Below are 12,645 nucleotides of genomic sequence, written 5' to 3' on the forward strand. Positions count from 1 at the left end.
TTACAATGTCACGTTCACACGGGCGAAGTAGAAAGCACCGTTGAAGCCGAACTGATTTGGGTTATAGAGCGTGCGGCCACGGTTGGTATTATCGAAATTGGAAACGTAACGTGTAGCAGGAGTGACTGAAAAATTGTTCGGGGCGTTACGCGGGTCAACACGGTATTTGTCGGGATAGACATTGAATATATTATTGGCTCCAAGGGCCAATCCCAGTTGAGGCAGTAGCTTGAAATTGACCGTAAAATCGGTTACCCACTTAGCCGAAAAGGTCTGGTCGATGGAGGAGAACAGGAAGTTACCATTGTCCGCCGTTGGTGCATCGATGCGAGCATCGTAGTACTTCACTTCACCGAAGCGTACTGTGCGGGCTTCCAATCCTAATTTGCCGATGCTGTAGCTGGCAGTAAGCACTATTTTGCTACGAGGTTGTGCGCTTTCCAAACGACCACGCTGCTGGCGGTCAAAAAAGGTAGCTTGCAGGTTAGCGTCGTTCACCAATGTGGGCGGTAGGTTAACGGACTGTACTTTCGTTTCGGTGAAGTTGGCGGCGGCCGTCAGGCTCAAGTTACTTTTTTCGCCAAGAGGTAGGCGCTCGTTGGCAACAATGTCGATGCCGCGAGTGCGGGTATCGACAGCATTAGCGAAGAACTGCACAATACCGGCGCTGATGGTAGGCCCCAGAATATTATCAACGGCAGGGTTTGGTGTACCATCGGGCCGAAAACGATTGAACTGGGTTGAAAGTACAATCCGGTCTTTGATATCAATTTGATAAGCATCCACCGTTAGGGTCGCCGTTTTGGCAACCCGAGCCGTGATACCCGCACTAAAGTTGACTGATTTTTCCTGCTTGAGTGACCCTACTCCAAAAGCAGCCACCACCGGGCTTTCATTGTTGGCCGTGAGCACGGTTTGTGGGTTTCCTTGCACAAACTGGGTGCTGGAGCTAGTGAAGTAGCGCTGCTGTAAGGAAGGGGCTCGGAAGCCATTACCAACGGTACCGCGAATAGAGAGTCCATCTAGAAGAGTGACGCGGGCTGAGGCTTGGCCACTGACGTTGGAACCAAAATCGCTGTAATTTTCGGCCCGACCAGCTAGGCGCAGCAGCACCCGCTCAGTAATATCACTTTCCAAATCCAGATAACCAGCTTTATTGGTACGCGATTTATTGAGCACGTCGCTTGGCTGGTAGCCTGGGAAGACTTGCGCCCCAGCCGCCGCAGGACCAAAAGTAGGGCTACCATCGACCCGCACGCCATTTTGTACTGTCCGTGGGGGGGTCACGCCTGGGATGCCGGCATCATAGGAAGCAGGCTCACCAGCTGCAATTTGAAAGTTGTCGCTGCGAAATTCGCCACCAAAAGCTACGTTTAGCGTGGCCAATGGCCCCAGCTCAGTGAACTTGCGCACGAAGTTTAGGTTGGTCGTGTTCTGGCGAAAGAACAATCGACCGGAGTAAAATTGGGTTGGACTGGTGCCAGCTGGGAGCGAGGCATTAAGCGAGTTCTTCACGTTATAATCGATGCTGTTCGACCCATAGGTGTTGCTCAAATCAAAGCCAAAGCCTAATAACTGACCTCGCACCCCGCCAATAAGCGAGCGGTCCTTGATAGTTGGCGCGATGATGGGCAGGAAGCCGTTGGGATAAAGCAGCGTATCGTTCTGGGCGCTGTACCGACCAGGCAAGCGGGAGAACCCAGCGGCCGAGCCCTCGCGCTGGGTAATTCCGCCTGATAAATAAACCGCCAAGCCAATGCTTGGCATTAGTCTAAAACCGGCATTAACGAAGCCACCATAGTTGCGTTGGTCAGAGTTACCGAAGCGCAGGTTGCGCCGGTCGTAGCCGCGCTGAGCGGCTAGTTGGTCGTCGCGCTGCTTAAGGGCTTGGCGCAATGCGGGGGTATTGGCCGTAGCGGGGTAGTTACCGCCATTATCGCCAAGGTAAATAAGCGGAGCTGTATCTATGCCGCTGCGGTTAGTATAAGAGCGGTTCGAGAACTGCCCGCTTACATCAAAAAAGCCACGACCGCCCAGCCCAATGCCCACATTAGCATCAGCTTGATAAAGTTGGCCGTCACTTTCCTGAGTCTGACCCGCTGTGCTACTCACATTTATGCCCGTCGAGTCATCTTTTAGTTGAATGTTAATTACCCCGGCGATAGCATCAGAGCCATACTGGGCAGCCGCGCCATCGCGCAGCACCTCGATGCGCTTAATGGCAGCGGGAGGAATGACGTTCAAATCGGTGCCAACTGAACCCCGGCCGACGGTACCATTGATATTAACCAGAGCCGAGTTGTGGCGGCGCTTGCCATTCACGAGCACCAGCACCTGGTCGGGGCCCAGGCCGCGCAGGCTGGCGGGGTCGATGTGGTCGGTACCGTCAGAAATGGTTTGCCGGGCTGACTGGAACGAAGGAGCCGTGAAGCTTAGCACTTGGCTAACATCAGTTTGGGCGAAGGCGCGAATTTCGCGAGCCGAAATCACGTCGACTGGTGATGTCGTGAGGATATTAGAGCGGCCCTCGGTGGCACGGGAGCCGGTTACCACGACTTCGTTCAGGTCCTGGGCGCTCACTTGCAGCGTTACATCAAAAGCACGGCGACCGTCTACCGGCACGGACTGGGCCTGAAAGCCCACGGCGGAGACGAGGATGGTAGCATCGGGGTTTACTTCCAGGGTGAAAGTGCCTTCACTGTTGGTAGCCAAACCATTGTTGGTGCCTTTTTCAAGTACCGTGGCGCCCGGAATACCTTCGCCCCGGCTGCCGAGCACGCGTCCCGAAACGGATATTTTCTGTGCATTTGCTGTCAGTCCTAGCAGGACGAACAACAAGAGTATGAGTTGTCTCATGAAAAAGTTGAATGGTTAGAAAAGAAAGTTAAATTATGTGCTGCCTTCACTATCGCACTAGAGGCAGCTAAGTTTTTGGGAGCCCGCACAATCTCAACGCCCAGTGCTTACGGCCCTGTTCTTTTAGTTTCAGGACCATGGCACGTTGACAAGCAATGAAAAACCACCGTCAGGCCCCACCTATCAGAAAAGCAATTGCTCTACCTTAAGCGGAAAGTAAAGGGTAATTCATAAACTACAGGCACGGCCTTATTGCCCAGCCGCCCAGGCACCCACTGATTGGGCACGGTACGAGCCACGCGCAGGGCTTCTTCATCGCAGCCGCTGCCGATGCTCCGCAACAACTGATAGTTGCTGAGGTGGCCTAGGGTATCAACCACAAAGCCCACTACTACCTGGCCCTGCACATTTCGGGCCTCTGCCGCGGGCGGGTATCGTAGCTTGGATGTATAGGCCGCCAGCGCCTCATGCCCACCGATGAACCACGGCGCCTGCGTTAGTTGGATGCGCTCCCACTGTCCGGGCGATGTCTCAGCTTTGTACTCTTTATCGTCGGGGCGGGAATATGTCAATACATTGGTAGTATGGTCGTAACGTTGGGTTACTACTCGCTCGCCGAGGGCCGAATAGCTGTAATACTCCCATTCGCCCACTTTTTCGCCTTTTTGCATCATACCGCTTCCCCAATTGGTAGTGTGCTGACGCTGAGCCATTCCCCATAATGGCAGGCTGACTAAAAAAATACTAAATAGCAGTCTATTCATAGTGCAAGGCAGATTGTAGAATAAGAGGCTGTAAAGTTAATTTGTTACCGAAACGGCGCAATATACTGGCTTTGAATCGATATGAGCGCCATTCTTGACCTTAAGTCCACGATTCTAGTTTTTGCACTATTTCTTACTGTCACCATCCAGAACTGATAGTTCCCGCAGCCACATTTATGCGTTGTCTTGGTGCGGGCAAAACAACAGCTAAGAGAGAGCCCCGCTCCAATTCCGGACGGGTGAGAACACGGCGACCATCTATTACTAACAAAAGCAATGCCATGGTAAAAGTCAGGTTGCCATAGGGCGTCAACCGGCACGGGCTGAGCCATGGCGAGGACTCTGGTACTACTTGCCATGATCCGGCGGCTAGGTTCAACCGATTTTATTCCTGACTCAGACGTAGAAGGGGCCGCGATGTTTGAGACGCTGCCCTCTGGCTTCGAGAACTTGTTTCGCTGAGCAGCATCTGCCGCACGACCGGCAACGCCAAGCGTGCCCAATCGTGCATTTGCGGGCCGGAATAGTGCAGGCCATCGCGCGTGAATTGAGCCGGGTCGCTGGCCGCAGCCCGAGTCAGGGGTGTGATATCAACATAGGCAACGCTGGCCCGGCGGCACTCTTCCCGAGCAACGGCATTGAACTGGTCGATTTCGGCCGCAATCCGGACAGGGTCGCGGCCCTCCCGCTGGGCAAAGGGCGACCTCCCCCAATCGGGGATAGATAGTACCAATACCCGGCGGGGTTCATCGCCGGCAAAGTGCCCGGCCTTGTGCAGCAGTTCTCGGAACTCGGTGCGATAGGAGGCCATAGTCTCACCGCGATATTGGTTGTTGACCCCAATCAGCAACGAGACGAGTCCGTATGTTTTTTGATTATTGGTGGCGGCAATGGCGGTTTGCAACTCGGCGGTGGTCCAGCCGGTGCGGGCAATGATATCGGGTGATTGTATGGCTAAACCCTCTTGCCGGGCTAGCTCAGCGAGTTGTGCGGGCCAGCGGGCTGTGGCGCCCACACCCTCGCCAATCGTATAAGAATCACCCAAGGATAAAAACGTGACACCGGGCTTAGCCGATGCGAGGAGCTTTGGTGGCCGCGGCGCAAAGAGGCCATCGCAGCAGAAAATAAGGCCGGAAATCAGCAGGGGTAGCAGGCGCATCGAGCAGTAGATGGGTAGTAGTTACCGCATTTACGCTACTGGGCTTACTCCAGATTGGCCCCAAGCATCTATCGAGAGTACTCGAAGCCAAGTGCGCTACACAGCGCGCCGCGAAGCAATTTACATAAGTAACCAGCTTATGTAAATTGTTTCAAAAGCACAAAGCTGACGACTCATTCATTCCTAACCAGCCAGGCTTGGGCTACTACCAGCTCCGACCCGGCTCACGGCTAGAAATCGACTTTCACGCCCAGTGCCAGTGTTAGCAGTTGGCCTAAAACTAACCCATCATCACGATTTTTGAGGTAACTAGCCAAGTATAAGTCATTGCTGCCGAGCTCATAGTAGAATGACAATTTGCGGGGCTGCCCAGTAGCAAGCACTGGCGAGGCTAGGTACGTGAGCCGGCCACCGAGGAGCGGACCATAGCGTTTATTAGTTGAAAACCAATAATAATCGGTCGGGTACTGGTCCTTTACGCCATCGTTGAGGTTACCCTGAGTGGAGCTGAAATACGCCCCCAAGGTGATTGGGAGCACTTGTACCTGCTCCATTACGCGCAGCCGGAAGGGCGAGTACATGAGCTTCACCGAAAATACACCCAGCGCGGAGCCGGCATAGCGCTTGGGCACATAGCCAACCAAGACATCCGTTTCGAGGCGATTTCGGGAGAATTCATAGCCTGCTCCTACAGTCACCATGCCCAAGCCGCCACCGGTTTGCAGCAACAAGTGCTCGGGGCGATACCACTTACGCTCAACCGGTGGCAAGGGAGTCTTAGCAGTAGTATCGGGCGGAACTGCGGCCTGAGCACCCAGAGCCGCCAGTAAAAATGCAGAAAGAAAAAAGTTTTTCATTAGAATGCCACCTGTTTAATACGGAACTGCCGGTCACCCCACACGGTAATTATCATATAGCGACGCTCCGAAAAGGCGTCAGAATTAACGTAGGTTACGCCGTCGCCAAAAGGCTGGCCGACGCTATAGGCATGGTTGTGGCCATTCATTGCGAATACCAAGCCGGGAGCTTCGCTCACTGCCTGAATATAAGACTTGCTCAGGGATGGGTCGAAGTCCTCATTGGAGGGCGGCACGTGGGAAATAACCACTTGTCGCTTAGCTCCATCGAGGTTACCCAACTGCGGCCGTAACCAGCTCATGTTGGGTATTTGGCCGTTGAAATTATACTCGCGGCCATTGGTATCAACCATGGTAAACTTGGTGTCGCCGTACACGAAGGAATAGTTCAGCGCCCCGTAGATATGCTGGTAAGTCGTACGGCCATTGCCCACCAAGTCGTGGTTGCCGATGACGGTAACGTAGGGCACCGTCAGACGCCGCAGCTTTTCATCTACCCAGCGCATTTCGCGGGCCAGGCCGAAGTCGGAAATATCGCCGGCCACAACCAAAAACGAGATACCCTGCAACTTGTTCACACTGGCTACCAGGTCTTCGGCCTCGTCGTAGAACTGTTGCGAGTCGCCGGTAAATATGAACCGCAGCGTGTCGCCAGCCGGCAATGGCCGAGCTTGCAGCTTGGCTAGGTTTTTCTCGGTGAGATTAGTAAATTCTTCTGGAACGCGGTGGTCGTTGGGACTAAATTCGATTAGATTACAGCTTGCCAGGCCCAGTAGGGCGGCGAAGGGCGCCGCACGGGTCCAGCGGCGCAAAGAAGAGGTAAACAAAGACATGAGTAAAACCGACAGGTTGTCGGCGAGTGGTGAATGAGTCTTAAACTGCTCCTTTGCGTATCAGGTTGACAAAGGCATTGCTTTTAACACATTTTTAATATAAGTATTTTAAAAAAGGGGGAAACAGAAGGTACCTGTATAGCCCGTGTTAGATAAACGGATTGAGGCGATGATTATTTTAAACCAGACTGCTAATTATTTTATTAATGCTTTCCATAGAATGTGCATACATCCTTCTCCGAACTCCGCGCCTCCCACGAAGAAGTGCTACTTTACCCGTCAAAAGCCTATGAGGCTATCAGTTATACATACGGCTTTGATATGCGGACCAGAGCAGCTTCGAAGCACTGTAGAGTAGCGCGGAATCTTAGTTCGCGCTACTGTTTGGGCCAACCCTCGTTGCCCGATAACTCCTACCCGCGCCAGCCAAAGGTCCATTAATAGCCAATTCGGGGCACAGCCTTACCGAGTATGCCCACCCCAGCCAGCGCCCGGATTAGGCCATCACGGCCAATAGATGCAGCGCGGCCTCGCCAAGCGCTTGGTCGCCCCATAGCCGCGCATGAGGCTTTGCTTCGGACGGGCTGAGGCCTTTCGTGAACAGTTGCCAAGCAACTTCTGGACTCAACGCCACTTCAGCGGCTGGTGCGGCACCAGCCACTGGCGGCTGGAGTTGCCACATCTCGGTAGCCTTCACTAGTTGCCACACGCCGCCAATGCTGGTATCGATGCGCACCTGCACCACTGTTCCGACCGGCGCGACAACCTCCCGATACGCGTGCGGCAGCCCGCGCATCAGTGTTTCGATGAAGGGCCCAAAGAGCTCCTTGGTCAAGAGGCCCGGCCCACCCACCGCCTCGTGAATTTGCTGCTGGTGGTGCCATTTCTCGGTGTAGTCGCGGGCAATGTGAAACCAGTTCACCGACTCGGTTTCGCCTGCCCAGCCCACTGCGAAAGCCGCCGGGGCAAACGGATCGAGCGAGGCCAGGAAGGCTGTGTATTCGGCGCCCGACTGGGCCAGCAGCTCAATAAGCACGGTTGGGCTGAGGCGGCGGGCGGCGCGCACCCAATCGGCATTCAACCGGTTGAGAAAGGAGACGATGCCACCATAAGTAGAAGCATCTTCCGGAGCTTCGCCGAAATACTCATCGCGCAGCATAGAGAGCGTGCGCAAGTTGCCATCAAGCAGATGAGCCGCCACATCCTTGACCGTCCATTGCCGGGCCAAGGTAGGCCGCTGCCAATCGGCCGGCGATAAAGAGCGCAGTATTTCGGTTAGCCGCTGGTCCAGCACTGGAAACAGGGGTAGCACTTCGATGGGTACAACAGGCATTTTTATGAGAGTATTAAGAGCGGTGAATGGCGCGGATGGGAACACCTCACCGGCGCCATTCACCGCTCTAGGGCTATCCAATGGCCTGCGCCAAATCCTCAATCAGGTCCTCGGCGTCCTCAATGCCGACGCTCAGGCGAATGAGGGAGTCGCTCAGGCCCGATTTGCGACGCTGTTCGGCTGGGATGCTGGCGTGCGTCATGCTGGCGGGGTGGCCGCTGAGGCTTTCGACGCCGCCCAGGCTTTCAGCCAGGGTGAAGTACTGGAATTTTTCCAGCACGGCGATGGCATCGGCCTGGCGGTCGCCCTTCAGCACAAAAGAAATCATGCCGCCGAAGTCGCGCATCTGCCGGGCTGCCACAGCGTGATTGGGATGGTTGTCGAAGCCAGGCCAGTACACTTTTTCCACTTTGGGATGCTGGCGCAGGTACTCGGCCACGGCGCGGCCATTTTCGCAATGCCGCTGCATGCGCAGATGCAGGGTTTTGAGGCCCCGCAGCACCAGAAAGCAATCTTGGGGACCAGGCGTACCGCCGCAGGCGTTTTGCAGGAAGCTCAGGCGCTGGTGCAGCTCGTCGTCGTTCACCACAAGAGCACCCATCACGGTATCGGAATGGCCGGCCATGTACTTGGTAAGCGAATACATTACAATATCGGCCCCCAAATCTATCGGCGTTTGCAAATAGGGTGTACTGAAGGTGTTATCCACAGCCAGCAGGGCACCACACTCCTTCGCCACGGTGGCGGCGGCGGCAATGTCAATTACATTCAGGAGCGGATTGGTGGGCGTTTCTACCCAAATCAGCTTGGTTTTGGGCCCCGCCACAGCGCGCACGGCATCCATATTGTGCATTGGCACGAAGTGGAATTTAATACCCAGCGGCTCGTACACTTTCGTGAACAGGCGGTAGGTACCGCCGTAGAGGTCGTTGGTCGAAATCACCTCGTCGCCGGGCTGTAGCAACTTCACCACGCAGTCGATGGCGGCCATGCCGGAGGCAAAGGCCAGGCCATGCTTGCCGTTGTCGAGGGCCGCCACGGCAGCTTGCAGCTGCGAGCGGGTGGGGTTGTGAGTACGCGAGTATTCGAAGCCTTTGTGGTCGCCGGGCGAGCGCTGCACGTAGGTCGAAGTCTGATAAATAGGCGTCATGATGGCCCCGGTAGCGGGGTCGGGGTGCACGCCGGCGTGAATGGCTTTGGTGGCAAATTTCATAGGGCAGGAAGCGGGAATTTGACGAGGATACGCAAGGAGCACGGGCGAAGCCACTCCCCTTGGGCAGGCAAGTTACGGAGGTCGTCCAAGGCAAAGCACAAATGCGACGCGAAGGTTATCTTTGTAGTTTGCCTTACTGTTATGATGTCTTCTTTCAACCTGTTTCGCTTCGCATGAAAAAACTTTTACCGCTCTTGCTACTCCTGGTTATGTACGGCGGCGCTTTTGCCAAACCCAAACCAGCGCCAGCTACTATCGACTCGGTAGCGCTTTGGCACGCAGCCGCCAAAGCCTACGCCGATTCCGTAAATACCACGCTACACTACCAGCAGGGCCATATCAAACTACCTGGTGGCATCGGCGAGCTTACTGTACCCCGCGGCTTTCGCTACCTCGATTCGGCCCAGAGCCGCCGGGTGCTCGTGCAGCTTTGGGGCAACCCCAACGGCGAGTGCCTAGGTATGCTCTTCCCCATCGACCGCGGCCCCGTCGACCAAAATCACTGGGCTTACTCGATTGAGTATGATGCGATGGGCTACGTGAAAGACGATGATGCCGACGATATTGACTACAGCGAGTTGCTGGAGGAGATGCAGAACGACACCCGCGAGAACAACGCGGAACGCGAGAAAGCCGGCTTCGAACCCGTCTACCTGATGGGCTGGGCGGCTAATCCGTTTTATGACAAAAACACCCATGCCCTACACTGGGCCAAAGCCCTCCGCTTCGGCACCGACCCCGATACCGTTCTCAACTACAACGTGCGCCTGCTCGGCCGCAAGGGCGTGCTGGTGCTCAATGCCATTGGCGACCCCAGCCAGATAGCTGAGATAAAAGCCAGTATTCCCGCCTTGCTGGCCAGCGCCACGTTCGCCAAGGGCGAGCGCTACGTCGACTTCAACCCCGGCCTCGATGAAGTAGCTGCCTACACTATTGGGGGCTTGGTGGCGGGTAAGGTGCTGGCCAAAGTGGGCCTGTTCGCGCTCATCCTCAAGTTCTGGAAGCTGGGTCTGCTGGCCTTAGGCGGGGCCTGGGCAGCCATCAAGCGGTTTTTCGGGTTCGGCCAGAAAGAATCCTGACCCTACGGCCGACTATCGGCGCAGGTGCAGCGTAAACGAGGAGGTCGGGCACGGCGGCCGAGGTCGGTCGGCACCCCTACCTTCGCTGCCCAAATGAGATTTCTGCGCGAGCTTTTTCAAAAGAACTTTTCCACGCTGCTCACCATGTTTCTGTTGGTGGCAGTGCCACTGCTGGGTTCATCGTCGCTGCTGCTGTTGCTCTATAAGCGACAAGAACTGCTTCAGCATCTGAGTCTGGGCCAGCAACTGCTCTACTTTGTGGTCATTGCGGTCACTATGGCCTTCGCCCTCACGCCCACCACCTTTGTAGCCATCATGACGGGCTACTACTTAGGCTGGACCGGTCTGCCGGGCATGGTGCTGGCATACGCCCTGGCCGCCGCCATCGGCTACGAGTTGGCTCAGCGCCTCGATCACGGCAAGTTGCGCCACTTTCTACAACTTTTTCCCAAAGCCGAAGCTGTGTTGGGCGAATTGCAACACCAAAGCTGGCAGCTCATCCTCCTCACGCGCCTCTCCCCAGTCCTGCCCTTTGCCCTCATGACGTTCGTGCTGGCAATTGTGGGCGTGCCGCGCCGCCGTTTTCTGGCCGCTTCGGTGTTGGGCATGCTGCCGCGGAGCCTGTTCTTCTATTGGCTCGGTACCCAAGCTTCCGACGTGCTGGCCCTGCTACGCGACCCCGACCAAGGCTCGCTAAGTAAAGCAGTTCTGATAAGTTTAGTAGCCGCGTCGCTTTTCGGGCTGTTCATAGTTTTTAATCGGGCCCTTCAAAAGGCGCTGCGGCGCGGCACCCCCGAAAATCATTAAAAATCCGCTGCTGATTATTAGCTAGTTGCTGATAAATCTCGATTTTTCTTCGCAAAAAAGTATTGGTGGCTTGGAGAGCCGCTTTTTTTGCTCTTACCTTTGCACTCCCAACACGGGAAATGGTTGTGTAGCTCAATTGGATAGAGCATCTGACTACGAATCAGAAGGTTTAAGGTTCGACTCCTTACACGACCACGAAAAAGGCCCTCAGCATCGCGCTAAGGGCCTTTTTTATTTTCTGGTGGCAGAACTCAAAAAGATTCTGGCTGAGAAGCATGAATGCTTTGTTTGTGCACTGATTTCGCATTTTTCACGAAAAAGGTGGCAAAAAGGGTGGCAGTCTAGCCGCCGACTGAGACGTATTTGGCCACCGTGCTGGGAGATATTGCCAGGGTGCGGGCAATGTAGCCGTTGGACTTCCCTTCTCCTTTTAAGGCCCGCGCCTGCTCTACGACCGCCAGGCTTTTCGTCGGGGCCCCGAGTTGGATGCCGGCGGCCTTCTTCTTGGCCAGCGAGGCCTTGGTGTTCTCCGAAATCTTAATCAGATCTTGTGCCGCGATGGTGGCCAGCATTGCGACCATCACGTCGCCAAAGGGCCCCAGGCTGTCGAGGTAGGGTTCGGTGAAGGAGTTGTAGTTCACCCCATGGTCGCGCAGCTCCTTCAGGTACTTGAGCGTGGGCAGGGCCCCTTCCCGGCTGAAGCGGTCCAGGCGCCAGAACACGACCAAGTCAAACTTCTTCTGGTAGGCTTCGAGGAGCAGCTGCTTAAACTGGCTGCGGTCGGACTTACCGCCGGATACTTCCTCGGTGAATACTTGATAGATCGTGCCGTGCTGCTCAGCAAAGACCCGCAACTGGTGCAGTTGGTTTGCCGGGTCCTGGCCCTTGTCCCGGGTCGACACGCGGGCATAGATGGCGACTCGCATGCCCAAATTTACTGATTCTTGTGGCGTAGCTTCATCTCACCGTTTATTTGAACCATGAGTATGCCTTCGCGCGGTGGTGCCTTCTTTTTCCTCTTGACCTGGCCCCTGTTCACCCGCTGCGGGGCGCCGTCCGGCGCTGGGCACGACATCCAGGCGCTGGAGTTGCTGCAATTCAACGGCTGGAACGAAACATGGGCCTATCGAATGGATTCGGTCGGCCGGGTACAAGTGCTGCACGTCAACGTGGACAAGCCCGACTCCGCGGTGCACTGTTTTACCTTGTCCGCGCTTCAACGGCGGCGCGTGCTGACCCTAGCCCAGGAGGTGGTGCGCTTGGATTCGATTGGAACGGGCGGGCGACGAATACTGATTTCGGACGGGCCGATTGTCAAGGCAGTGGTCTACCGCAAAGGCAAGCCTCTGTTCTCGTACTGCTTTAACTGCAATGACCCGGTGCCGGCCTACGCGGACCCTACGGGCATTGTTTTTCACCTAGTAGAATCGCTGCGCGTGGCGGACGCGTCGCACCGAAAGCCGTCGCCGTGTGGCGAGGCCTTCTCCACGCCGGTGCTGGCCCAGGGCCTAGAGGACCTCTTCCACTTGGCGCGCCCCGACACGCTGCCCGCAGGCGCCACGCAGGAGTGACCAGTCAATTCCTGTGGCCGATTATCATTTTTTACAAACGCTCCTTTTAATGAACGGGCACTTCGAGTTGGACACGTAGAAAAATGGCCTCCCCACCCCTCCAATGAACGGCATCAAAAAATGGCCCGGAAAACCGGCGTTTCCAGGCCGTTTGGGCACCCGCAACAACCCTC

Annotated in this window: 11 protein-coding genes and 1 tRNA gene; 4 read left to right on the forward strand and 8 right to left on the reverse strand. The window is 55.7% G+C overall.

Annotated elements, in window-relative coordinates:
• The 7 genes from WX88_RS12090 to WX88_RS12120 form a co-directional block, all read right to left on the reverse strand.
• Positions 1–2,856 carry a TonB-dependent receptor gene (locus WX88_RS12090; protein ID WP_046244624.1) on the reverse strand — a complete coding sequence of 952 codons (2,856 nt, stop codon included), beginning with the start codon at positions 2,854–2,856 and terminating at the stop codon, positions 1–3.
• Positions 2,857–3,056: 200 nt separating this feature from the next.
• The gene (locus WX88_RS12095) at positions 3,057–3,620 is read right to left on the reverse strand and encodes a TonB family protein (RefSeq protein WP_082115998.1); all 564 of its coding nucleotides are present in this window, start codon (positions 3,618–3,620) and stop codon (positions 3,057–3,059) included.
• 385 nt (positions 3,621–4,005) lie between these two features.
• On the reverse strand, positions 4,006–4,779 hold the full coding sequence (locus WX88_RS12100; RefSeq protein ID WP_072053000.1) for an SGNH/GDSL hydrolase family protein: 774 nt from the start codon (positions 4,777–4,779) through the stop codon (positions 4,006–4,008).
• A 230-nt stretch (positions 4,780–5,009) separates the two neighbouring features.
• The gene (locus tag WX88_RS12105; protein WP_046244625.1) at positions 5,010–5,636 is read right to left on the reverse strand and encodes a hypothetical protein; all 627 of its coding nucleotides are present in this window, start codon (positions 5,634–5,636) and stop codon (positions 5,010–5,012) included.
• Positions 5,636–6,469 carry a metallophosphoesterase family protein gene (locus WX88_RS12110; RefSeq protein ID WP_046244626.1) on the reverse strand — a complete coding sequence of 278 codons (834 nt, stop codon included), beginning with the start codon at positions 6,467–6,469 and terminating at the stop codon, positions 5,636–5,638. Before WX88_RS12110 ends, WX88_RS12105 begins: the two co-directional genes overlap by 1 nt.
• Positions 6,470–6,965: 496 nt before the next feature.
• Positions 6,966–7,802: a maleylpyruvate isomerase N-terminal domain-containing protein gene (locus WX88_RS12115; RefSeq protein ID WP_046244627.1), complete on the reverse strand. Its 837-nt coding sequence runs from the start codon at positions 7,800–7,802 to the stop codon at positions 6,966–6,968.
• Positions 7,803–7,875: 73 nt separating this feature from the next.
• The gene (locus tag WX88_RS12120) at positions 7,876–9,015 is read right to left on the reverse strand and encodes a cystathionine gamma-synthase (RefSeq protein ID WP_046244628.1); all 1,140 of its coding nucleotides are present in this window, start codon (positions 9,013–9,015) and stop codon (positions 7,876–7,878) included.
• 173 nt (positions 9,016–9,188) lie between these two features.
• Here WX88_RS12120 and WX88_RS12125 point away from each other — a divergent pair, with 173 nt between their 5' ends.
• The 3 genes from WX88_RS12125 to WX88_RS12135 all read left to right on the forward strand — a co-directional run bounded on the left by WX88_RS12125 (position 9,189) and on the right by WX88_RS12135 (position 11,096).
• Entirely contained in the window at positions 9,189–10,094 is a 906-nt protein-coding gene (locus WX88_RS12125; protein WP_072053001.1) for a DUF2167 domain-containing protein, read from the forward strand.
• 93 nt (positions 10,095–10,187) lie between these two features.
• Positions 10,188–10,901 carry a TVP38/TMEM64 family protein gene (locus WX88_RS12130; RefSeq protein ID WP_046244629.1) on the forward strand — a complete coding sequence of 238 codons (714 nt, stop codon included), beginning with the start codon at positions 10,188–10,190 and terminating at the stop codon, positions 10,899–10,901.
• Positions 10,902–11,022: 121 nt separating this feature from the next.
• Positions 11,023–11,096, forward strand: a tRNA-Arg gene (locus WX88_RS12135).
• A gap of 146 nt (positions 11,097–11,242) precedes the next feature.
• On the opposite strand, the gene WX88_RS12140 is transcribed toward WX88_RS12135, so the two are convergent.
• Positions 11,243–11,827, reverse strand: a complete 585-nt coding sequence (locus WX88_RS12140; protein WP_046244630.1) for a recombinase family protein — start codon at positions 11,825–11,827, stop codon at positions 11,243–11,245.
• A gap of 204 nt (positions 11,828–12,031) precedes the next feature.
• Here WX88_RS12140 and WX88_RS12145 point away from each other — a divergent pair, with 204 nt between their 5' ends.
• The gene (locus WX88_RS12145; protein WP_156176085.1) at positions 12,032–12,472 is read left to right on the forward strand and encodes a hypothetical protein; all 441 of its coding nucleotides are present in this window, start codon (positions 12,032–12,034) and stop codon (positions 12,470–12,472) included.
• Positions 12,473–12,645 lie beyond the last annotated feature (173 nt).

The organism is Hymenobacter terrenus (assembly GCF_000972495.1).
In the GTDB taxonomy this organism is placed as follows: Bacteria; Bacteroidota; Bacteroidia; order Cytophagales; family Hymenobacteraceae; genus Hymenobacter; species Hymenobacter terrenus.

What these genes read in the sequence shown, in the direction of transcription:
- WX88_RS12090 (WP_046244624.1), bottom strand. Translation starts at nt 2,856, where the DNA reads ATGAGACAACTCATACTCTTGTTGTTCGTCCTGCTAGGACTGACAGCA.
- WX88_RS12095 (WP_082115998.1), bottom strand. Translation starts at nt 3,620, where the DNA reads ATGAATAGACTGCTATTTAGTATTTTTTTAGTCAGCCTGCCATTATGG.
- WX88_RS12100 (WP_072053000.1), bottom strand. Translation starts at nt 4,779, where the DNA reads ATGCGCCTGCTACCCCTGCTGATTTCCGGCCTTATTTTCTGCTGCGAT.
- WX88_RS12105 (WP_046244625.1), bottom strand. Translation starts at nt 5,636, where the DNA reads ATGAAAAACTTTTTTCTTTCTGCATTTTTACTGGCGGCTCTGGGTGCT.
- WX88_RS12110 (WP_046244626.1), bottom strand. Translation starts at nt 6,469, where the DNA reads ATGTCTTTGTTTACCTCTTCTTTGCGCCGCTGGACCCGTGCGGCGCCC.
- WX88_RS12115 (WP_046244627.1), bottom strand. Translation starts at nt 7,802, where the DNA reads ATGCCTGTTGTACCCATCGAAGTGCTACCCCTGTTTCCAGTGCTGGAC.
- WX88_RS12120 (WP_046244628.1), bottom strand. Translation starts at nt 9,015, where the DNA reads ATGAAATTTGCCACCAAAGCCATTCACGCCGGCGTGCACCCCGACCCC.
- WX88_RS12125 (WP_072053001.1), top strand. Translation starts at nt 9,189, where the DNA reads ATGAAAAAACTTTTACCGCTCTTGCTACTCCTGGTTATGTACGGCGGC.
- WX88_RS12130 (WP_046244629.1), top strand. Translation starts at nt 10,188, where the DNA reads ATGAGATTTCTGCGCGAGCTTTTTCAAAAGAACTTTTCCACGCTGCTC.
- WX88_RS12140 (WP_046244630.1), bottom strand. Translation starts at nt 11,827, where the DNA reads ATGCGAGTCGCCATCTATGCCCGCGTGTCGACCCGGGACAAGGGCCAG.
- WX88_RS12145 (WP_156176085.1), top strand. Translation starts at nt 12,032, where the DNA reads ATGGATTCGGTCGGCCGGGTACAAGTGCTGCACGTCAACGTGGACAAG.